General features: G+C 60.2%; 18 protein-coding genes. 2 read left to right on the top strand and 16 right to left on the bottom strand.

The window, feature by feature from the left end:
- Positions 1-85: 85 nt before the first annotated feature.
- From ACA059_RS02560 to ACA059_RS02505, 12 genes are all read right to left on the bottom strand, one after another.
- The gene (locus ACA059_RS02560) at positions 86-2,020 is read right to left on the bottom strand and encodes a methyl-accepting chemotaxis protein (RefSeq protein ID WP_497632609.1); all 1,935 of its coding nucleotides are present in this window, start codon (positions 2,018-2,020) and stop codon (positions 86-88) included.
- 149 nt (positions 2,021-2,169) lie between these two features.
- Entirely contained in the window at positions 2,170-3,462 is a 1,293-nt protein-coding gene (locus tag ACA059_RS02555) for an adenylosuccinate synthase (protein ID WP_010464193.1), read from the bottom strand.
- A gap of 54 nt (positions 3,463-3,516) precedes the next feature.
- Positions 3,517-4,704 carry an ATP phosphoribosyltransferase regulatory subunit gene (locus ACA059_RS02550; RefSeq protein ID WP_007939588.1) on the bottom strand — a complete coding sequence of 396 codons (1,188 nt, stop codon included), beginning with the start codon at positions 4,702-4,704 and terminating at the stop codon, positions 3,517-3,519.
- A gap of 315 nt (positions 4,705-5,019) precedes the next feature.
- Positions 5,020-5,889 (bottom strand): protease modulator HflC, encoded by an 870-nt coding sequence (gene hflC / locus ACA059_RS02545; protein WP_056746351.1) that lies wholly within the window; start codon positions 5,887-5,889, stop codon positions 5,020-5,022.
- Positions 5,889-7,058, bottom strand: coding sequence for an FtsH protease activity modulator HflK (gene hflK / locus ACA059_RS02540; RefSeq protein ID WP_497632608.1), 1,170 nt, complete (start codon positions 7,056-7,058; stop codon positions 5,889-5,891). The genes hflC and hflK overlap by 1 nt, the downstream gene beginning before the upstream one ends.
- 96 nt (positions 7,059-7,154) lie before the next feature.
- Complete coding sequence (hflX, locus tag ACA059_RS02535) at positions 7,155-8,456, bottom strand: ribosome rescue GTPase HflX (protein ID WP_010464197.1); 1,302 nt, start codon at positions 8,454-8,456, stop codon at positions 7,155-7,157.
- A gap of 12 nt (positions 8,457-8,468) precedes the next feature.
- Positions 8,469-8,729: an RNA chaperone Hfq gene (gene hfq / locus ACA059_RS02530; RefSeq protein ID WP_007902656.1), complete on the bottom strand. Its 261-nt coding sequence runs from the start codon at positions 8,727-8,729 to the stop codon at positions 8,469-8,471.
- A 94-nt stretch (positions 8,730-8,823) separates the two neighbouring features.
- Positions 8,824-9,795, bottom strand: a complete 972-nt coding sequence (gene miaA, locus ACA059_RS02525) for a tRNA (adenosine(37)-N6)-dimethylallyltransferase MiaA (protein ID WP_282481585.1) — start codon at positions 9,793-9,795, stop codon at positions 8,824-8,826.
- A complete protein-coding gene (gene mutL / locus ACA059_RS02520; RefSeq protein ID WP_497632607.1) occupies positions 9,795-11,705 on the bottom strand; it encodes a DNA mismatch repair endonuclease MutL in 1,911 nt (636 codons plus the stop codon). The genes miaA and mutL overlap by 1 nt, the downstream gene beginning before the upstream one ends.
- Positions 11,702-13,129 carry an N-acetylmuramoyl-L-alanine amidase gene (locus tag ACA059_RS02515; RefSeq protein ID WP_497632606.1) on the bottom strand — a complete coding sequence of 476 codons (1,428 nt, stop codon included), beginning with the start codon at positions 13,127-13,129 and terminating at the stop codon, positions 11,702-11,704. Before ACA059_RS02515 ends, mutL begins: the two co-directional genes overlap by 4 nt.
- Entirely contained in the window at positions 13,130-13,600 is a 471-nt protein-coding gene (tsaE, locus tag ACA059_RS02510) for a tRNA (adenosine(37)-N6)-threonylcarbamoyltransferase complex ATPase subunit type 1 TsaE (protein ID WP_497632605.1), read from the bottom strand.
- Complete coding sequence (locus ACA059_RS02505) at positions 13,588-15,087, bottom strand: NAD(P)H-hydrate dehydratase (RefSeq protein ID WP_497632604.1); 1,500 nt, start codon at positions 15,085-15,087, stop codon at positions 13,588-13,590. Before ACA059_RS02505 ends, tsaE begins: the two co-directional genes overlap by 13 nt.
- A gap of 63 nt (positions 15,088-15,150) precedes the next feature.
- On the opposite strand from ACA059_RS02505, the gene queG reads away from it, so the two are divergent.
- The gene (gene queG, locus ACA059_RS02500) at positions 15,151-16,215 is read left to right on the top strand and encodes a tRNA epoxyqueuosine(34) reductase QueG (protein WP_046045715.1); all 1,065 of its coding nucleotides are present in this window, start codon (positions 15,151-15,153) and stop codon (positions 16,213-16,215) included.
- Positions 16,216-16,303: 88 nt separating this feature from the next.
- On the opposite strand, the gene ACA059_RS02495 is transcribed toward queG, so the two are convergent.
- Both ACA059_RS02495 and orn read right to left on the bottom strand, forming a co-directional pair.
- A complete protein-coding gene (locus tag ACA059_RS02495; RefSeq protein WP_129438987.1) occupies positions 16,304-16,915 on the bottom strand; it encodes a trimeric intracellular cation channel family protein in 612 nt (203 codons plus the stop codon).
- A gap of 243 nt (positions 16,916-17,158) precedes the next feature.
- Positions 17,159-17,701 (bottom strand): oligoribonuclease, encoded by a 543-nt coding sequence (gene orn / locus ACA059_RS02490; RefSeq protein ID WP_497632603.1) that lies wholly within the window; start codon positions 17,699-17,701, stop codon positions 17,159-17,161.
- Positions 17,702-17,808: 107 nt separating this feature from the next.
- Between orn and rsgA the strand changes: the two genes are divergently transcribed.
- A complete protein-coding gene (gene rsgA, locus ACA059_RS02485) occupies positions 17,809-18,840 on the top strand; it encodes a small ribosomal subunit biogenesis GTPase RsgA (RefSeq protein ID WP_008153263.1) in 1,032 nt (343 codons plus the stop codon).
- A gap of 93 nt (positions 18,841-18,933) precedes the next feature.
- On the opposite strand, the gene motB is transcribed toward rsgA, so the two are convergent.
- Positions 18,934-19,968, bottom strand: coding sequence for a flagellar motor protein MotB (motB, locus tag ACA059_RS02480; protein ID WP_497632602.1), 1,035 nt, complete (start codon positions 19,966-19,968; stop codon positions 18,934-18,936).
- 3 nt (positions 19,969-19,971) lie between these two features.
- Positions 19,972-20,823, bottom strand: a complete 852-nt coding sequence (gene motA, locus ACA059_RS02475; RefSeq protein ID WP_497632601.1) for a flagellar motor stator protein MotA — start codon at positions 20,821-20,823, stop codon at positions 19,972-19,974.
- Between the last annotated feature and the right edge of the window lie 133 nt (positions 20,824-20,956).

The following is a 20,956-nucleotide window of genomic DNA, read 5'->3' as shown; positions in this document are numbered from 1 at the left end:
AGCAAAAGATCGCAGCCTGCGGCAGCTCCTACAGGGAAACGCATATCCCTGTGTAGGAGCTGCCGCAGGCTGCGATCTTTTGATCTTAGGCCCTGAACTGCCCCAGGCTTGCCTTCAACTGCGCCGCCAACCCATCCAGCACCTTGCCGCTGGCCGTGGTTTCCACCACCGCTTGAGCCGCTTTCTCAGCCTGCGCATGAATGGTCTCAACCCGACCGCGCACCGCATGCGCGCCTTGCGCCTGATGCGCCGCCGCCTGCGTTGCCAGACCAATCGCCGCATGAACCTGCTCGACCGACGCCTGCACCGATTGCTGCAACCGCGCACTGTCACGCAGCACCAGCAAACCTTCGCTGGCCTGACGCCCGGCCTGACCGATCGCGGCCACCGCCTCACGCGCTCCTTGCTGCAAGGCGACGATGTGCGCCTGAATGTCGCCGGTAGAGCTTTGCGTCTTGCTCGCCAGCGCCCGCACCTCATCGGCCACCACGGCAAACCCGCGACCAGTCTCGCCCGCACGCGCCGCTTCGATCGCCGCGTTCAGCGCCAGCAGGTTGGTTTGCTCGGCGATCCCGTGAATCACCGTCAATACCACTTCAATTTGCTCACTTTGCTGCGCCAGCCGCTCGATGACTTTCGCCCCGGTGTCAACCTGCCCGGCCAACGCCTCGATCAGGCTGCCGACTTTCGCCGACGTCCGCGTGTTTTCATCCGTGGCCGAACGAATATCCACCACTTGCTGCAAGGCTGCCTGCATGGCATGACTTTCAGACTGGGCTTCGTCAGCCATTTGCGACAACGCACGCAGGCTCTCGGCCACTTCATCACGCTGCATGCCCGCCGCTCTATCGGCCCCGGCATTGCGCAAGGTCATCGCGCCGATTTCCAGACCGGTACGCTGAGCCACATCGCCCGCTTCGCGCACGATCGGCTGCAACTTATCCACAAAGCGATTGACCGCGGAGGCCATGTCGCCGATTTCGTCCTTGCTGTTGATCTGCACGCGCTTGGTCAGGTCGCCCTCGCCCGCCGCCAGATCATCCATGGCCGCAATCAGCAGCTTCAGGCGATTGACAACGCGACGACCCAGCACCACGGCCAGCAACAGCAACACGCCGAAACCCACCACCGCCAGACCCATCCCGATGCGCCAGCGCAAGGTGCCCGCCGCTTCCTGCACGGTGCTGGTGGTGTTGGCCTGCATCTCTGAAGCCGTGGACTGCGCCGACTTCAGGCGCGCGCCCATCGCTGCTGCACTATCAGCCGCCGCGCCTTTGAGGCTGTCGCCGACCAGTTGATCACTGCTGGCGATCAGCGCCGAAAAGCGCTTGTCGAGGGCTGCCAGATCGACTTCCACGGAAGCGGTGGAAACACCCATCAAGACCTTGCCGATTTCCACGCCATTGGGGCTGATTGAGGCTTCAAGGTAGTAGACCGATGGATCGTTCTTCGCCGCATCCAGCACTTTGTCCAATGCGCGCTCGCCCTGGCCTTTCTCCAGCAGTGCTTTGTTGATCGGGTTCTCGCGGTTCAGATAGCGCGTCAGGTGCTGGCCGGTAGCGTCGTCGTAGATCACGAACAGCACGTTGGGATTGCGCTGGGCCCGGCGGGCGAATTCGGACAGGGTTGGAACGTCGCTGTCCCACATGGCGCGGGGTGCGACCGAAGCCAAAAGCTGCGCCATATCATTGGCGGAGTCCTTCAGATCCTTCTCCAGCGTCGCACGCAGTTGCGCCTGCTCGTCCTTCAATCGCGAGGACAAGCCCGCCGTAAGACGCTGACGCGTGCTGGTAGAGAGGCTGTCGAGGCTCGACGTGACTTCACGCCCTGCCTGCTCAAGTTCCCCGGAGAGTTTTTGACTGTCTGCACCCAGGCGTACACCCAGGTCGGCTTCCAGTGCGGTCACTGTGCTCCGAGTCAGGGCGACGGCTACCAACACTTGCACCAAAAGGGCGATACCAAGGGTAACGAACACTGGCCGCAACAGACGGCTTTGTAACAGTGAGAGAATGGCTGACACTTAAAATCCCTCTGCTTGGCGCCATTAAATTGATGGCGCACTGGAAGCGATGCTTTTAATCAACATCACAGCAAAGGTCGTGCCGTCCGACAGACAGATACGACAAAGGCCCCAAATGAGGGGCCTTTGCGTTTTACATCAACGACTTATTAAGCGAACGGGTGACGCAGAACGATGGTTTCGTTGCGGTCCGGGCCCGTCGAAATAATGTCAATCGGCGCACCGACCAACTCTTCGACGCGCTTGATGTAGTTGCGTGCAGCCTGTGGCAGCTCTTCCAGGGTCTTGGCACCGACGGTGGATTCGGTCCAGCCCGGCATCTCTTCGTACACCGGCTCCAGGCCGATGTAGCTGTCGGCGTCAGTCGGTGCGTCGATCACTGCACCATCCTGGTTCTTGTAGCCAACGCAGATGTTGATGGTTTCCAGACCGTCCAGCACGTCCAGCTTGGTCAGGCACAGGCCCGAGATGCTGTTGACGTCGATAGCGCGACGCAGGATGACAGCATCGAACCAGCCGCAACGACGGGCACGGCCAGTGGTAGCGCCGAACTCGTGGCCACGTTTGGCCAGGAAAGCACCCACATCATCAAACAGCTCAGTCGGGAACGGACCCGAACCGACGCGAGTGGTGTAGGCCTTGGTGATGCCGAGGATGTAATCCAGGTACATCGGACCAAAACCCGAACCGGTAGCGATGCCGCCCGCGGTGGTGTTGGAGCTGGTGACGTACGGGTAGGTGCCGTGGTCGATGTCCAGCAGGGAGCCTTGGGCGCCTTCGAACATGATGTCTTTGCCGGCGCGACGCAGTTCGTGCAGCTCAGCGGTGACGTCGAGCATCATCGGCTTCAGCAGCTCGGCGTATTCCATGCACTCGTCGAGTGTTTTCTGGAAGTCGATCGCAGGCTCTTTGTAGTAATTGACCAGAACGAAGTTGTGGTAATCCAGCAACTCGCCCAGCTTGGCGGCGAAACGCTCACGGTGGAACAGATCACCGATGCGCAGGCCACGACGTGCAACCTTGTCTTCGTACGCCGGGCCGATGCCGCGACCGGTAGTACCGATCTTCAGCTCGCCACGGGCCTTTTCACGAGCCTGGTCCAGCGCTACGTGATAAGACAGGATCAGCGGGCAGGACGGGCTGATACGCAGGCGCTCGCGCACCGGTACGCCTTTCTCTTCCAGCTTGATGATTTCCCGCAGCAGAGCGTCGGGTGCAACCACCACGCCGTTGCCGATCAGGCACTGCACGCCTTCGCGCAGCACGCCCGACGGGATCAGGTGCAAGACGGTTTTTTCACCGTCGATCACCAGGGTGTGACCAGCGTTGTGGCCACCCTGGTAGCGCACTACGGCGGCAGCATGTTCGGTCAGCAGATCAACGATCTTGCCTTTGCCCTCATCACCCCATTGGGTGCCCAGGACTACGACATTCTTACCCATAACACTTGTCCTCATTCGCGCAAACTTGGTGCCGGCCGCGGCCGACAGGAAAACTCAAGAAGCCAGTGGCGATACTTGCCAAAGCCCGTTCTGCTGAATCAATTGCCGGTCGCAGTCCGCTTCACGGGCGGCGGCCAAAGGTTGCCCAGGCAACGCCTGAACGACACGCTGACCCTCACTGCGCAACTGGCAAACCTGCTGCCAGAGTGCCGCATCCGTACTGTCAGGCATCCAGATACCGCCAGACGGTAACTCGATCTCAGCACGCCCCAGGGTCACCAGGGTTTTCAAATCGGTAGAGAAGCCGGTTGCCGGACGGGCGCGACCGAAGTCGGCACCGATGTCGTCGTAACGACCGCCCTGAGCAATGGACTGGCCAACACCCGGTACGAACACCGCGAACACCACACCGGTGTGGTAGTGGTAACCGCGCAACTCGCCCAGGTCGAAATACAACGGCAACTCAGGGAAACGCGTGGACAGACGCTCGGCAATCGCCAGCAAGTCGTCCAGAGCAGCCAGTACCGGCGCCGGCGCATTCGCCAGACGCTCGCGGGCAGCACTCAATACTTCACGGCCGCCGCACAGATCGACCAACGCCCGCAACATGCCCGACAGATCGGCAGGCAAGCCTTCGGTCAAGGTAATGACCTCGTCGATGGCTTTACGTTGCAACGCATCGAACAACTGTTGCTCGACTTCACCGGACAAACCGGCGGCGCGAGCCAGGCCGCGATAGATACCCACATGACCGAGGTCCATGTGCACATCCGGCACATCGGCCAGTTGCAGCATAGCCAACATCAGGCTGATGACTTCCACGTCGCTGCTCGGGCTGGCATCGCCGTACAACTCGGCACCCAGCTGGATCGGGCTGCGCGAGGACGACAAGGCGCGCGGCTGAGCGTGCAGCACGCTACCGGCATAGCACAGACGGCTCGGGCCTTCGCGACGCAAGGTGTGCGCATCGATGCGCGCCACTTGCGGCGTGATGTCAGCACGGAAACCCATCTGCCGGCCCGATTGCGGGTCGATGACCTTGAAGGTACGCAGATCGAGGTCCTGGCCCGCGCCGGTCAGCAGGGATTCCAGGTACTCGATATGGGGAGTCACGACAAACTCGTAACCCCAGCTCTGGAACAGATCCAACACCTGACGACGCGCGACTTCAATGCGCGCAGCTTCTGGTGGCAGTACTTCTTCGATGCCATCTGGCAGCAGCCAGCGGTCTACCGTTGCCATTACGCCATTCCCCTATGATCCGGGCGGCAAGCCTTTGGGCGAGCCTTGAGTGAAGCAGAAAATGATCGGTTCATGCGCAAACCACGCGCATGAACAACGGGGCGAAAAGCCTGAAATCGGCTTCGCCAACCACTTTCCTCGAAAAACCTGTCGAGTCATTCAACTCGGACGCCTGCATAAAAACAGCAATCAAACGTGCAGACGCAAAAAAGCCGGGAATTTCCCGGCTGCCGCATCATACACACGTTTTCCCAAAGGATCACCCCGCCCGAGGCGTTAGCCGCCAGGCGGGGGATGATTCAGGTCAACGTCGTATCAAGGCTTGGCTTTTTCCAGGTAACGGAAGAAGTCGCTGCTTGGGTCCAGGACCATGACGTCGGATTTGTTCGCGAAGCTTTCACGGTAGGCACGCAGGCTACGGTAGAAACCGTAGAACTCCTGATCCTGACCGTAGGCCTTGGAGTAGATCGCAGCCGCCTGGGCATCACCATCACCGCGAACCTCTTCGGATTCACGATAGGCTTCAGCCAGCAACACGCGGCGTTGACGATCAGCGTCGGCACGAATGCCTTCTGACAGTTCGTTACCCTTGGCGCGGTGCTCGCGAGCTTCACGCTCACGCTCGGAACTCATGCGCTCGAACACGCTGCGGTTCACTTCTTTCGGCAGATCGATGGCCTTGACCCGAACATCGACAACTTCGATGCCCAGCTCTTTTTCCGCCATCTTGTTCAGCGAAGCCGTGATATCGGTCATCAGCGCATCGCGCTCACCGGAAACCACTTCATGTAGCGTGCGCTTACCGAACTGGTCACGCAGGCCCGACTCCAGACGACGGGAAAGACGCTCGTCAGCAATCTGCTTGAGGCCGGAAGTCGCGGTGTAGAAGCGCTCGGCATCTTTCACGCGCCACTTGGCGTAGGCATCGACCATCACGGCTTTCTTTTCCAGCGTCAGGAAGCGCTGTGTCGGTGCATCCAACGTCATCAGGCGTGCGTCGAATTTGCGCACCTGGTTAACGTAAGGCACTTTCACATGCAGGCCTGGCTGAACATCAGCCTGGACCACTCGACCGAACTGCAGCAGCACCGCACGCTCGGTCTGAGCCACGATGTAGAAGCAGTTCCAGGCAGCGATCGCCACGACGACGCCGACAATAAGGGCGATCAGCGATTTATTGCTCATCAGCGACTCTCCCTGGTACGTGCTTGCTGTTGCTGCAGATCGGCTGCACGCACATTCGCTTCATTGCTGGTGGCTGCCGCACCGGTCACCGGAGTGCTGGTGTTGCGACCACTTTCGACCATCTTGTCCAGCGGCAAGTACAGCAGATTGCTCTGGCCATTCTTGTTGCCGGTCACGAGAACCTTGCTGGTGTTGCTGAAGACTTCCTGCATGGTGTCCAGGTACAGACGCTCACGGGTAACTTCAGGTGCCTTGCGGTACTCGGCCACCAGTTTGGTGAAGCGATCGGCCTCACCCTTGGCGCGCGAGACGGTTTCGTCACGGTAACCATTGGCATCTTCGATGATGCGCTGGGCCTGACCACGGGCTTCCGGCACGACGCCGTTGGCATAGGTTTCAGCCTGGTTGCGCGAACGCTGCTCGTCTTCACGGGCGCGGATCACGTCATCGAAGGCTTCCTGCACTTCACGCGGTGCCGCTGCGCTCTGTACGTTGACCTGGGTGACGGTGATACCGGTGCGATAGGTATCCATGAAGCGTTGCAGACGCTCCTTGATTTCGCTGGCCATCAATTCACGACCTTCGGTCAGCACCTGGTCCATCGCGGTGGAACCCACCACATGGCGCAAGGCACTTTCGGTCGCGTGTTGCAGGCTGATTTCCGGCTGGTCGACGCTCAGCACGAAGTCCTGCAGGTTGCTGATCTTGTACTGCACGGTCAGCGGCACTTCGACGATGTTTTCGTCTTCAGTGAGCATTTGACCCTGCTTGGTATAGGCACGCTCACGCGTGACGTTTTCCAGGTACTTGCGATCGAGCGGCGGGAAATAGATGTTCAGACCCGGGCCGACAGTTTCGTAGTATTTGCCGAAGCGCAGCACCACGGCTTGCTCCTGCTCGTCGACTACATAGACCGCGCTGTACAGCCACACGGCCGCCAACACGACCAGGCCGATTCCGAGCAGACCGCCGAAGCCGCCACTCCTGCCCGAACCGCCACCGTCATCACCGCGTTTCTTACCACCACCGAACAACCCGTTCAGGCTTTCCTGCAGCTTTCGGAAGGCCTCGTCGAGATCCGGTGGTCCCTTGCGGTCGCCGTTATTGCGGCGTTTGCCACCCCAAGGATCCTGATTATTCGAGTTGCCACCCGGCTCATTCCAAGCCATAGCGCTCTCCATCTGATAAAGCAAAGACGCACCCACGGCGCGCCGACCAATGCTACAGAATGCCTGTCACCGCGGCACAACCGCTTTTTCAGGCTTTTATTGCAAAGTGTGTTGTTCGATGAATTCCATCGGTTGCAGACCTTCGCGACTCACCAGTCGATTCAACTCAACCCGTGGCAAGCGAACGGCCAGCAGGCTGATGCCTTCTTCGTCGTGTTCTTCTTTCTGCACCGCACCGAGTTCGAAGAACTGCGCACGCAGTCGAGCGAATCGTTGCGGCAAGCGCAAGGTGCCAACAAACAAATCACCGCCCAGCAACTCGGCAATGGCTTGCTCAAGCAATTCCAGACCACTGCCATCCCGCGCCGACAGCCAGACCCGTTGAGGTTTGCCGTTTTCGTCGCGCTGGATTTGTGGCTCAACGCCTTCAAGCAAATCGAGTTTGTTATAGACCTCGAGGATCGGCAAGTCCTGGGCACCAATCTCGCCCAGCACCACCATCACCTGCTCGATCTGCAACATGCGATCCGGTTCGGCCGCATCGATCACGTGCAACAGCAGGTCGGAGTTGCTCGACTCTTCGAGGGTAGACCGAAATGCCTCGACCAGCTTGTGGGGCAAGTGGCGAATGAAACCCACAGTGTCAGCCAGGACAATCGGCCCCAGGTCGTCGAGTTCCAGACGGCGCAAGGTCGGGTCCAGCGTGGCAAACAACTGGTCAGCCGCGTACACGTCGGATTTCGTCACGTTATTGAAGAGCGTGGATTTGCCGGCGTTGGTATAGCCCACAAGGGACACGGTAGGAATATCCGCACGCGAACGGCCGCGTCGCGACTGTTCGCGCTGACTGCGTACTTTTTCCAGTCGGCCCTTGATCTGTCGCAGGCGTACCCGCAGCAAACGGCGGTCGGTTTCCAGCTGGGTTTCACCCGGGCCACGCATACCGATACCGCCACCCTGACGCTCAAGGTGGGTCCAGCCACGAACCAGCCGGGTGCTCATGTGGTCAAGCTGGGCCAGTTCTACCTGGAGCTTGCCTTCATGGGTACGGGCGCGTTGGGCGAAAATATCGAGAATCAGGCCGGTACGGTCGATCACGCGACACTCGAAAACACGTTCGAGGTTACGTTCCTGACTGGGCGTGAGGATGTGATTGAAGATGACCAGATCTGCCTTTTCGGCATGGACCAAGTCGCGCAACTCCTCGACCTTGCCGCTGCCAATCAGGAATTTGGCGGTTGGCCGATGACGCGGCACGTTAAAAAACGCAACGGTCTCGGCGCCGGCCGAATTAGCCAATTCCTGAAACTCCTGCGGATCTTCGCGCGCCTCAGGGTCCTGTCCATCCAAGTGAACGAGGATCACTCGCTCACCACCACCGTGGCGCTCAAAGAACAAAGGAGACTCCTATCAGGCGTTACCTGGCTCAGCGTCACCCGCTTCGGATTCGGTTGCGCTAGGCAGACGAATTGGACGAACCGGCACCACTGTAGAGATAGCGTGTTTGTAAACCATCTGGCTGACGGTGTTTTTCAGCAGGATGACGAACTGGTCGAAAGACTCGATCGTGCCTTGCAGTTTGATCCCGTTGACCAGGTAGATGGAAACCCCCACTTTCTCTTTACGTAAAGTATTCAAGTAAGGGTCTTGTAGCGAATGCCCTTTTGACATGTGCCGCACTCCTTTAAGGATTCAATATAAAAAATAGGTAAACAAATGGCTTGTGGCCGTCACACCCCCAAGGATAGACGGCAAATGCAAGGACTCAGCTCAATATGGAGATGGTCCCAAGGTATTTCAAGGCGCGCGGCAGATTGTCGCAATCGAGGCTGTCCAACCAGTGTAAATCAGCCCAACTGCGCAGCCAGGTGAACTGGCGCTTCGCCAATTGGCGCGTGGCAATGATTCCACGCTCCTGCATCTCGGCTTGCGTCAGCTTGCCATCCAGGTAGTCCCAGACTTGTCGGTAGCCTACTGCACGTATAGACGGCAACCCGGCATGCAGGTCACTTCGCTTACGCAGGGCTACGACCTCGTCAATGAATCCCTGTTCCAACATATTCGTGAATCTTTGTTTAATTCGCTCGTGCAATACCTGGCGATTTGCCGGAGCAATGGCCAAGTTCGCGACAGTATAGGGCAATTGTTGCAGTCCCGAGGCGGCTGCTTCAGTACTTTGCGCAGATTGTCGCAACCTTAGTGCAGTCATGCTCTGACCGCTGACGCGATAAACTTCCAGCGCACGACTGAGTCGCTGCGGATCGTTCGGATGAATACGCGCCGCAGATTCCGGATCGATGACTGCCAATTGTTCGTGCAAGGCTTGCCAGCCAAGGCGTGCAGCCTCTTCTTCGATCTGCGCACGAACCTCGGGATCGGCCGCCGGCATTTCTGCCAGTCCTTCGACCAAAGCCTTGTAGTAGAGCATTGTGCCGCCTACAAGCAGCGGAATTTTGCCTCGCGAAGTGATCTCGGCCATCGCCTCAAGCGCATCACGACGAAAATCGGCGGCGGAATAGCTCTCTGCCGGGTCGAGAATATCGATCAGACGATGCGGGAATTCGGCCAAAAGCTCCTTGGAGGGCTTGGCGGTGCCGATGTCCATGCCGCGATAAACCAGCGCCGAATCAACGCTGATCAGCTCGCAAGGCAAGACTTTGGTGAGTTCGATAGCCAGGTCGGTCTTGCCGGCAGCCGTCGGCCCCATCAGGAAAATCGCAGGAGGGAGCTGGTTCATCAACGACCGCGCAAGAACAGTTTGTCCAGATCGTCCAGGCCCAGTTGGGTCCAGGTCGGTCGGCCATGGTTGCATTGACCGCTGCGTTCGGTGTTTTCCATATCCCGCAGCAGACCGTTCATTTCCGGCAGGGCCAGACGCCGATTCGCCCTGATCGCGCCATGGCAGGCCATGGTCCCGAGCAGTTCGTTCAGGTGCGCCTGAATCCGGTCGCTGGTGCCGTATTCCATCAGATCCGCCAAGACGTCGCTGACCAATCGATTGGCTTCAGCCTGCTTGAGCAGTGCCGGGATCTGCCGGATCGCCAGGGATTCCGGGCCCAGACGTTGCAATTCAAAGCCCAGGCGCTGGAACCACGCGACGTGTTCTTCGGCGCAATCGGCTTCACGCTGACTGACCGCCAGGGACTCCGGCACCAGCAGCGGCTGACCGCTCAGCCCTTCGCTGGCCATGGCGATTTTCAGCCGCTCGTACATGATCCGCTCGTGAGCGGCGTGCATGTCCACCAGCACCAGCCCTTGGGCGTTTTCCGAAAGAATGTAGATGCCTTTGAGCTGCGCCAGTGCATAACCCAGCGGCGGAACATCGTCCTGCCCGGCCGGCAGCGCGACCGCGTTGGCTTCTGGTAATGGTGCAAAAAACTCGCGATAAGCTGCCTGGGCTTCAGCAACCGGCACGCCGGACTGAGGTCGCGGCGAGTATTGATATTGGTAACCAGCACCAGCGCCCGAGCCGGCCGGCGTATTAAACGACGGCTGAGCCTGAGGCTGTTCCAGCAAGGCATTGGCCGCCAGACGCATTTCGCCCTGCGGACCGAACTCGCCAGCATCAATACCGGTGGGTCGAACGATGGCCGTCGCGACAGGCGCGGCCAGATGATCTTCCGGCCGCACATCGCCCAAGGCGCGGTGCAGGGTGCCGTAGAGGAAATCGTGAACCATGCGCCCGTCACGGAAGCGCACTTCGTGCTTGGTCGGGTGCACGTTGACATCAACGCCTGCCGGATCGACTTCGAAAAACAGCACGAACGTCGGGTGCCGGCCGTTGAACAGCACGTCGCGATAGGCCTGGCGCACCGCGTGGGCCACTAGTTTGTCGCGTACCGCTCGGCCGTTCACAAAGAAATACTGCAAGTCTGCCTGGCTGCGATTGAACGTCGGCAAGCCGACCCAGCCCCACAAATGCAGGCCATTGCGCTCGATTTCGATCGGCAGCGCCTGCTCGAGGAAACCCGAACCGCAAATCGCCGCCACACGCCGGGCACGGGCCGCGTCGTCATGGGCTTCATGCAGGCTGAGGATGGTCTTGCCGTTGTGGCGCAGATGGAACGCCACGTCGAAACGCGCCAACGCCAGACGCTTGATCACTTCTTGCAGGTGATCGAATTCGGTTTTTTCGGTTTTGAGAAACTTGCGTCGTGCCGGGGTATTGAAAAACAAGTCACGCACTTCCACCGAAGTGCCCACCGGATGGGCCGCCGGCTGCACGCGAGGCGCCATATCCCGGCCTTCGGTTTCGACCTGCCAGGCCTGATCAGCATCTTTGGTGCGGGACGTCAGGGTCAGGCGTGCCACGGAGCTGATCGACGCGAGGGCTTCACCGCGAAAGCCCAGGCTCATGACCTGCTCGAGGTCTTCCAGATTGCGGATTTTGCTGGTGGCGTGTCGCGCCAGAGCCAGCGGCAGGTCATCGGCAGAAATGCCGCTGCCATCGTCGCGAACCCGCAGCAACTTGACGCCGCCCTGCTCCACATCGACATCGATACGCCTGGCGCCGGAGTCGAGGCTGTTTTCCAGCAGCTCCTTGATCACCGAAGCCGGGCGCTCAACCACCTCACCGGCGGCAATCTGGTTCGCCAGTCGCGGGCTGAGCAGCTCGATGCGAGCCGTGTTGGTCAGCACCTGGTTCATTCTTTGGCCGCCAGTTCAGTGCCGGGGATGGTCAAGTGCTGACCGATTTTGAGCTCATCACTCGACAGCTTGTTGGCGCTGCGCAGCGTGGCCGGAGACACCTGATATCGCACGGCAATCATCGCCAGCGTCTCGCCGGGGCTCACCCGATGGTCACGAGGACCTTGTGCGATCCCACCGGAATCACGCAGCCAGGCGATGTAGGTCCCCGGCGGTGGATTCTGCTGGAAGAACTGACGCACGCCGCTGCTGATCGAGCGCGCCAGCGCTTGCTGGTGGTTCGCTGCGGCAAGCTTGGAAGCTTCGTTGGCGTTGGAGATGAACCCGGTTTCCACCAGGATCGATGGAATGTCCGGCGACTTCAGCACCATGAACCCGGCCTGTTCCACGCGCTGTTTGTGCAGTGGCGTGACGCGGCCGATGTTGCTCAGCACCTTCTGGCCGACGTTCAGACTGGAGGTCAGGGAAGCCGTCATCGACAGGTCGAGCAGCACGCCCGCCAGCATGCGGTCCTTGTCGTCGAGGCTGACGTTGCCGGCACCACCGATCAAGTCGGAACGGTTTTCGCTGTCGGCCAGCCACCGGGCCGTTTCCGAGGTAGCACCGCGATCAGAAAGGGCGAACACCGAGGCACCGAAGGCTGCGGCCGAAGGCGCGGCGTCGGCGTGAATCGAAACGAACAGGTCGGCGCCCTTCTTGCGGGCGATTTCGGTACGGCCGCGCAGTGGGATGAAATAGTCGCCGGTTCGGGTCAGTTCGGCGCGGAAGCCTTTCATGCCATTGACCTGACGTTGCAGTTCGCGGGCGATGGCCAGTACCACGTCTTTTTCACGCTGACCGCGAGAGCCCGAGGCACCCGGGTCTTCGCCGCCGTGACCGGCATCGATGACCACAACGATGTCGCGTTTGCCGGCCGGGGCTGGCGGCAGCTTCACTGCGGGTTCCACCGGTGTGACCGGTACCGGGGCTACCGTCGCGACGTTGGTCGGCGCTGGAATTGGCGCGGCGTCGGCGGCGTTATCGAACAAGTCGACCACCAGGCGGTTGCCGTACTGGGCGTTTGGCGCCAGGGTAAAACTTTTCGGCGTAACGGCTTTTTTCAGGTCGATGACCACTCGCAGGTCGGTCGGCGTACGTTGAGCCGAGCGCATGGCGGTGATCGGAGTGTTCGAGGAGTTGACGTTCAGCGGCGCCCCCAAAGTCGCGCCATTGATGTCGATGACCAGCCGATCCGGGGCGGTCAGGGTGAAGACGCTGTGCTGGACAGGCCCTGTCAGGTCGAACACCAATCGTGTGTTGTCCGGAGCCCGCCACAGGCGAACGCTGTTGACCTTCGTCTCGGCCACAGCGTCGACGGTCACCGCCAAAAACAACAATCCTACGGCAGCTACCATCGCGCGAAAGCGCATACCTAACCCCATCATTTAATTGGATTCCAATGCCAAAGCGGCACACCACGACTCGCCACGCGAGCCCTGGGACGAAATTTTCAGCGAACGCCCGCTGTCTTGCGGGCTAATGGTAATGGTCAGGTCGGGCTTTGGCAAAAAGCCTGCACCCTTTCGGGGCCATTCGATCAGGCACAAGGCGTCGTCTTCGAAGTAGTCGCGGATGCCGAGGTATTCCAGCTCTTCAGGATCGACCAAGCGATAGAGGTCAAAATGGAAGGCCCGGATGTCACCAATCTCGTAGGGTTCGACCAGGGTAAACGTAGGGCTTTTTACCGACCCTTTATACCCCAGCCCCCTGATGATGCCCCGGGACAGCGTGGTTTTCCCCGCGCCCAGATCCCCCTCGAGAAAAATCAGACCGTGCCCTTCAGTGGTTTGCGCGATGCGTGCGCCAAATGCGGTCATCGCCTCTTCATCAGCCAGGTACAGGGTTACTTCAGACACGGTGCTTGCTCCTCCAACAACTGACGAATGGCTGGAATCAGATCACTGGCCGCCAGCCCACGGCCCGATTTACCTTCTTGTGCACCCGCGTTGGCATGCAGCCAAACCGCCAGACAGGCGGCGTCGAATGCCTCCATGCCTTGCGCCAGCAACGAGCCGACCAGACCGGCCAGCACATCACCCAAACCGGCGGTGGCCATGGCCGGATGGCCCTGATGACACAACGCCAGGCGCCCATCGGGGCTGGCGATCAGGCTGCCGGCGCCTTTCAGCACCACGACAGCTGTATATTTTTTGCTCAATGCGTGTGCCGCCGCAGGACGATCGGCCTGCACTTCGGCAGTACTCATCCCCAACAAGCGCGCCGCTTCGCCCGGATGCGGAGTGATCACACAATCCTTGGGCAAGCTTACGTGCTCTGTGGCCAGCAGATTCAATGCATCGGCGTCCCAGACTTGCGGCAACGGCGCGATGGCAGCCGCCGACAAAAGGCTGCGCCCCCAGGAAGCCTGACCCAAGCCTGGGCCGACCACCAGCACGGAAACCTTTTGCAGCAGTCCCATCAGCTGATTGGCCGACGAAGTGCCCAACACCATGGCTTCGGGGATTCTCGCCAGCGCGGCCGGAACATGCTCACTGCGCGTCGCCACGGACACCATGCCCGCACCGCTACGCAGGGCACTTTGCGCGCTCAGCAGGATGGCGCCACCAAAGCCGCGATCACCGCCGATCAGCAGGACGTGGCCGTACTTGCCTTTATGGGAGGTTGGAGCCCGGCCCACCAGACGCGGCAAGGAACTGGCCGTCAGGCGACGTGCGCTGATGGCGACTCCGTTAAACGACTCGGGGGAGGCTTGCAGATCGTTGAACACCAACGCGCCGACCACGTCTGCAGCATCGCCGGTGAACAGACCCAGTTTCAGGCCGATGAACGTCACGGTCAGGTCAGCCCGCACCGCAGCGCCGAGTATTCGGCCGGTATCAGCGCACAACCCCGAAGGGATATCCACCGCCGCAACCGGCAGCCCGCTGCCGTTGATCGCCGCGATGGCGCCCGCGTAGGGTTCTCGCACCTCTCCCGTCAAACCAGTGCCGAGCAAGGCATCCAGCACGATACCGCGCAACTCGGACTGTGCACTCCAGGCTTGAACCGCGACACCTTCGGACACGGCCTCGGCATGGGCCAATGCCGCGTCACCTTGTAAACGCTTGGGATCACCGACCGCCAACACCCGCACATGCCAGCCCGCACGTCGGGCCAGCACGGCCACCAGATAACCGTCGCCGGCGTTATTGCCATGACCGGCCACGACACTCAATTCATTCGCCGACGGCCAATGGCGGACCAACGCACGCCAGGTCGCCCGCGCCGCGCGCTGCATCAATTCGAAGCCCGGTGTGCCGGCCGCAATCAGGCTCGCATCGAGGGCTCGCACTTGCGCGGTGCTATACAGCGCGTCGGGTAAATCATCTTTAGTGTGCGGCATGCGTCTTCGGGCTCCGATGTCTGGCAGAATTATACGCACCTCAGCTCCGGTTTCTCTCGCCTCATGCCCGCAATTACCACAGACCTGCCCGCCCTCGCCCAATCCATCAAGGACTGGGGCCGCGAGCTGGGCTTTCAGCAAGTTGGCATCAGCGGCCTTGACCTGGCCGAGCATGAGCAGCACCTGGAGCGCTGGCTCGCGGCCGGCTACCACGGCGAAATGGACTACATGGGCGCCCACGGCAGCAAACGCTCACACCCGGAAGAGCTGGTGCCCGGCACGCTTCGGGTCGTTTCCCTACGCATGGACTACCTGCCGGGCGACACCGAAATGGCCAAACGTCTGGCACAACCGGAAAAAGCCTACGTCTCGCGTTATGCCTTGGGCCGCGATTACCACAAATTGATCCGTAAACGCGTGCAACAACTGGCCGATAAAATTCAGGCCGAGATCGGCCCGTTTGGTTTCCGCGCCTTCGTCGACAGCGCACCGGTGCTGGAAAAAGCCATCGCGGAACAGGCCGGTCTTGGATGGATCGGCAAAAATACCCTGGTCTTGAATCGCAAGGCCGGCAGTTACTTCTTTCTCAGCGAACTGTTCGTCGACCTGCCGCTGCCGGTTGACCCGCCACACAGCACCGAACATTGCGGCCGTTGCACCGCATGCCTCGATATCTGCCCGACCAACGCCTTCGTCGGCCCTTATGTACTCGACGCCCGACGCTGTATTTCCTACCTGACCATCGAACTGAAAAGCGCGATCCCGGAAGATTTGCGGCCACTGATCGGTAATCGGGTGTTCGGTTGCGATGACTGCCAGATCGTCTGTCCGTGGAACCGCTTTGCCCGTCCCACTGGAGAAAGCGACTTCAAGCCACGGCACAATCTGGACAACGCAGAGTTGGCAGAGCTGTTCATGTGGGACGAGGAGAAGTTTCTCAGCAGCACTGAAGGTTCGCCGTTACGTCGGGCGGGTTACGAGCGCTGGTTGAGAAACCTGGCCGTAGGCCTGGGGAACGCGCCATCAAGCATTCCGGTGCTGGAAGCGTTGAAGGCGCGGCGCGACTATCCATCTGAATTGGTCCGAGAACACGTCGAGTGGGCGTTGAAACAACACGGCCTGGCGTAGGAGCTGCCGCAGGCTGCGATCTTCTGATCTTAAAAATCAAAGTCAAAAGATCGCAGCCTGCGGCAGCTCCTACAGGGACCGTGTGGTGTCAGGCTTCGTCGTTATAAACGAACTTCGGCATTTCCCAGTGAAAACGGATCGCCAGCAACCGCAGCAGGAAGCCGCCAAACAAGGTGATGAGAATTGCCTGTTCACCCGGCAATTGCAGGTAAATGCAGAGCATGTAGCACCACGCCGCAGCAAACGAGACGCTGGCGTAGAGTTCGCGGCGGAAGATCAGCGGGATGTCGTTGCAGAAGATGTCGCGCAGAATGCCGCCGAAAACCCCAGTAATCACGCCGCTGACCGAGGCCACCAGCATGCCGTGGCCCATTTCCAGCGCGGTCATACAGCCGATCAGGGTGAACGCCACCAGGCCCACGGCGTCGAGCACCAGAAACAGCGAACGCAGGTGGCGCATCCAGCGTGCGGCGAAGACCGTGAACATCGCCGCCACCGAGGTCAGTACCAGGTATTCCGGGTGCTTGACCCACGTCAGCGGGTAGTGGCCGAGCAGCACGTCGCGCACCGATCCGCCGCCCAACGCCGTGATGCATGCGATCAGCACCACGCCAAACCAATCCATCCCGCGACGGCCGGCAGACAGGGCACCGGTCATGGCTTCGGCGGTAATGGCGATCAGGTAAAGCATCAGCAACATGGTGGCGGTCCTTGCAGGAAGGCGCGCAGTCTAGCCATTTAGGGACGGCACCAAAAGGGGGCACCGAAGCATTCGCGCATACCTGTGGCGAGGGGATTTATCCCCGTTGGAGTGCGAAGCGCTCCCCTGCATTCTTTCAGTGGCAACGCATTCACAGGTTTTACGACTGCTTTGCAGCCGAACGGGGATAAATCCCCTCGCCACAGAAAGCCCCCTCACCACAAAGGCCTCCGCTGCTCTGCATCAGAACTTGATGAAATGCTTGCGGTAGTGCTGCAGCTCGGCGATCGATTCGCGGATGTCGTCCAGGGCCAGGTGAGTGCTGCCCTTTTTGAAGCTGTCGCGCACGTCCGGCGCCCAGCGTGCGGCCAACTCTTTCAGCGTCGAGACGTCGAGGTTGCGGTAGTGGAAGAAGCTTTCCAGGGATTTCATGTGGGTATAAAGGAAGCGACGGTCCTGGCAGATGCTGTTGCCACAGATCGGCGACTTGCCCTTCGGCACCCATTTCTCCAGGAAGGCGATGGTTTCGGCCTCGGCTTCGGCCATGCTGACGCGACTGTCGCGAACGCGCTGGGTCAGCCCGGAGCCGCCGTGTTGACGGGTATTCCACTCGTCCATGCCGGCGAGAATTTCGTCGCTGTGATGGATGGCGATCACCGGACCTTCGGCCAAGGTGTTCAGGTCACTGTCGGTGACGATGGTGGCCATCTCGATGATGACGTCGGTATCAGGGTTCAGACCGGTCATTTCCAGGTCGATCCAGATCAGATTCTGCGGGTTTTGCATGTGTCGGCTCCTAGGCAATGCTGCGCAGTTTAGCCTAGGCCGGTGGCCGGGCGTGCTAAACTCGCGGCCGTTTTACCTAATCGCTGCATTCTTGATACGGAACACCCATGGCCAAACGCCAACTCAATCGTCGTCAAAACTGGCGCATCGAAAAGATTCAGGGCGAGCGCGCTGCCCGCGCCGCTAAACGCGAGTCCTCGGCTGTCGAGGCACTTGAGGGTGGCGATCTGGGTCCGGAACAGACCGGCCTGGTGATCGCGCACTTCGGTGTGCAAGTCGAAGTCGAAGCCCTCGATGGCGATTTGGCCGGCCAGGTGTTCCGCTGTCACTTGCGCGCCAACCTGCCGGCGCTGGTGACCGGCGATCAGGTGGTCTGGCGTGCCGGCAACCAGGGCATCGGTGTGATCGTGGCGCAATTGCCGCGTAAAACCGAGCTCTGCCGTCCGGATAGCCGTGGTCAGCTCAAGCCTGTAGCCGCCAACGTCGACATGATTGTCATCGTCTTCGCGCCGCTGCCCGAGCCCCATGCCAACCTGATCGACCGGTATCTGGTTGCTGCAGAGCACGCTGGCATCCGGCCGTTGCTGCTGCTCAACAAGTTCGACCTGATCGATGAGCAGAACGCCCCCGCGTTGAATGCCTTGCTGGCGGTTTACCGCACGTTGGGTTACCCGGTGCTGGAAGTCTCGGCGCACCACGGCAACGGCATGGAGCAACTTCAAGAACAGCTGGACGGGCGCATCAGCGTGTTCGTCGGCCAGTCCGGCGTCGGCAAGTCTTCGCTGGTCAACAGCTTGTTGCCTGAAGTCGAAGCCCGTGTCGGCCCGCTGTCCGAGCTGTCCGGCCAGGGCACTCACACCACCACTACCGCGCGGTTGTTCCACTTCCCCGGTGGCGGTGAGTTGATCGACTCCCCGGGTATCCGCGAATTCGGCTTGGGCCACGTCAGCCGCGCCGACGTCGAAGCCGGCTTCATCGAGTTCAACGACCTGATCGGCACCTGCCGCTTCCGCGACTGCAAGCACGACCGCGAGCCGGGGTGCGCCCTGCTCAAGGCTCTCGAAGAAGGCCGCGTGCAGCAGCAACGGATGAACAGCTATCGCTCGATTATCGCCAGTTTGCCGGAAACCAGCTATTAAGTAGCCGGGATCATTTTCGTGATGCCACGAAAATGATCAGCAGCTTCCCGCAGAAATAAAAAAGCCGCGATTATCTCGCGGCTTTTTTATGGGTCACTGCTTGGGTGGTTCAGCCGGTTTCGGCGCCGGATTATCAAACAGATTCAAACGCTCACGAAGCTCATGCGCCGGCAACGGCTCTTTATCTGCCGGCAACGCGTTCGGATCGACTGGCGTGGCGGGCACTTCGCCCGGGCCGCCCTGCCCTTGCGTCGGCGCCGGTTCTGGAGCCGGTTCCGCACCTTGCGAACCTTCGATGGCACGCTGGGCTTTCTTGGTCAGCACCACGATGTCGATACGGCGATTGATCGGATTGAACGGGTTCTCGCGATCAAACAGTGCTGACGAGGCATAACCGACGACCCGCGCCACCTGCGCATCCGGATAGCTGCCGGCGACCAGCGCACGACGGGCAGCGTTGGCACGGTTGGCCGAAAGCTCCCAGTTACCAAAGTCACCGGTGCCCGTGTACGGCTTGGCATCGGTGTGGCCGCTGATGCTGATCTTGTTCGGCACCGCTTTGATGGTGTCGGCCATGGCCAGCAGGATGTCTTCGAAGTACGGCTTCAGACGTGCACTGCCAGAGTCGAACATCGGACGGTTTTCGGCGTCCACGATCTGAATGCGCAACCCGTCCGGCGTGATTTCGAAACTGATCTGGTCTTTGAATTTCTTCAGCTGCGGGTTCTCTTCGACCTTGGTCTGCAGTTCTTGCAGCAACAGTTCGAGACGCTCCTTCTCGACCTGCTCGGCCATGCCTTCAACCTGCTCGGCGTCGATGGTCACCTTGTCTGGCTGCGGCTGAGATTTCACCTCGGGGTTGAGGGTGTTCTCCGGCGCCAGGGTCGGCGTGCCGCCCAGATCGATGATGTACGGCGTGCCGCTTTCGGAAAAGCCGACCGGGTCCTTGAAGTAACCGGCGATGGCGATCTTCTGTTCAGGCGTTGCGGTAGACAGCAGCCACAGCACCAGGAAGAACGCCATCATCGCCGTCGCGAAGTCCGCGAAGGCGATTTTCCAGGCGCCCCCGTGATGCCCGCCGGCGATGCGCTTGACGCGCTTGATGATTATCGGCTGGTTATTTTCCATGACTTAGCGACCGCGAACCGCTTGTTCCAGCTCAGCAAAGCTAGGACGGTGCGCCGGGTACAGAACTTTACGACCGAACTCTACCGCCAGCGATGGCGGCATACCGGAAGCGGAAGCGACCAGCGAGGCCTTGATGGCTTCGTAGACGTTGAGTTCTTCCTTGGCATCGTGGGCCAGGGAATGGGCCAGCGGACCGAAGAAACCGTACGCCGCGAGAATACCGAAGAAGGTACCGACGAGAGCCGCACCAACGTGCAGGCCGATGGACTTCTGATCGCCTTCACCCAGGGAAGCCATGGTCACCACGATACCCAGTACGGCCGCGACGATACCGAAACCAGGCATGGCGTCGGCAATACCGTTCACCGCGTGGGACGGATGCTCGAGGTCTTCCTTGAGGCTGTAAAGCTCCATGTCGAACAGGCCTTCAAGCTCATGGGGAGCCATGTTGCCGGAGGACATGATGCGCAGGTAATCGCAGATGAACGCGGTCATGCGTTCGTCTTTCAATACCGCAGGGTATTTGGCGAAGATCGGGCTCGCGGCGGCATCTTCAATGTCGCCTTCGATGGCCATCATGCCTTCGCGGCGGCTCTTGTTGAGGATCTCGTAGATCAGGCCCAGCACTTCCAGATAAAACGTGTGGTTGAAACGCGAAGTGAACATGCCCAAGGACTTCTTGAGAACGTGCATGGTCATGTAACTAGGGTTGGCCTGGAGGAATGCACCGAGGGCCGCGCCACCGATAATCAACACCTCGAAGGGCTGAATCAGGGCGGCAATCTTGCCGTGGGAAAGCACGTATCCGCCGAGCACGCTCGCGAATACGACGATGATGCCGATAATTTTAGCCATAGGTAGGAGAGCACTTACTGAGTCGGGTTCAAGGTCATATTCGGAAGTTAAAAAATCTCTTCTTCTACTTATCGGCAAAACTGCGCCAGACTATAGCCAGTTCAGGCGAAAAGCCAATTTGGCCCGCTCCGGG

This window comes from Pseudomonas sp. LBUM1647 (assembly GCF_059716175.1).
This window is presented reverse-complemented; position numbering and strand designations above follow the sequence as displayed.

Excerpts from the sequence above, each read along its gene's own strand:
- rsgA (WP_008153263.1), top strand. The coding sequence starts at position 17,809 with ATGGCCAAACGCCAACTCAATCGTCGTCAAAACTGGCGCATCGAAAAG.
- miaA (WP_282481585.1), bottom strand. The coding sequence starts at position 9,795 with ATGAACCAGCTCCCTCCTGCGATTTTCCTGATGGGGCCGACGGCTGCC.
- motB (WP_497632602.1), bottom strand. The coding sequence starts at position 19,968 with ATGGAAAATAACCAGCCGATAATCATCAAGCGCGTCAAGCGCATCGCC.
- ACA059_RS02495 (WP_129438987.1), bottom strand. The coding sequence starts at position 16,915 with ATGTTGCTGATGCTTTACCTGATCGCCATTACCGCCGAAGCCATGACC.
- ACA059_RS02550 (WP_007939588.1), bottom strand. The coding sequence starts at position 4,704 with ATGGCAACGGTAGACCGCTGGCTGCTGCCAGATGGCATCGAAGAAGTA.
- ACA059_RS02555 (WP_010464193.1), bottom strand. The coding sequence starts at position 3,462 with ATGGGTAAGAATGTCGTAGTCCTGGGCACCCAATGGGGTGATGAGGGC.
- queG (WP_046045715.1), top strand. The coding sequence starts at position 15,151 with ATGCCCGCAATTACCACAGACCTGCCCGCCCTCGCCCAATCCATCAAG.
- mutL (WP_497632607.1), bottom strand. The coding sequence starts at position 11,705 with ATGAACCAGGTGCTGACCAACACGGCTCGCATCGAGCTGCTCAGCCCG.
- hflK (WP_497632608.1), bottom strand. The coding sequence starts at position 7,058 with ATGGCTTGGAATGAGCCGGGTGGCAACTCGAATAATCAGGATCCTTGG.
- orn (WP_497632603.1), bottom strand. The coding sequence starts at position 17,701 with ATGCAAAACCCGCAGAATCTGATCTGGATCGACCTGGAAATGACCGGT.
- hfq (WP_007902656.1), bottom strand. The coding sequence starts at position 8,729 with ATGTCAAAAGGGCATTCGCTACAAGACCCTTACTTGAATACTTTACGT.
- hflC (WP_056746351.1), bottom strand. The coding sequence starts at position 5,889 with ATGAGCAATAAATCGCTGATCGCCCTTATTGTCGGCGTCGTCGTGGCG.
- ACA059_RS02515 (WP_497632606.1), bottom strand. The coding sequence starts at position 13,129 with ATGATGGGGTTAGGTATGCGCTTTCGCGCGATGGTAGCTGCCGTAGGA.
- motA (WP_497632601.1), bottom strand. The coding sequence starts at position 20,823 with ATGGCTAAAATTATCGGCATCATCGTCGTATTCGCGAGCGTGCTCGGC.
- ACA059_RS02505 (WP_497632604.1), bottom strand. The coding sequence starts at position 15,087 with ATGCCGCACACTAAAGATGATTTACCCGACGCGCTGTATAGCACCGCG.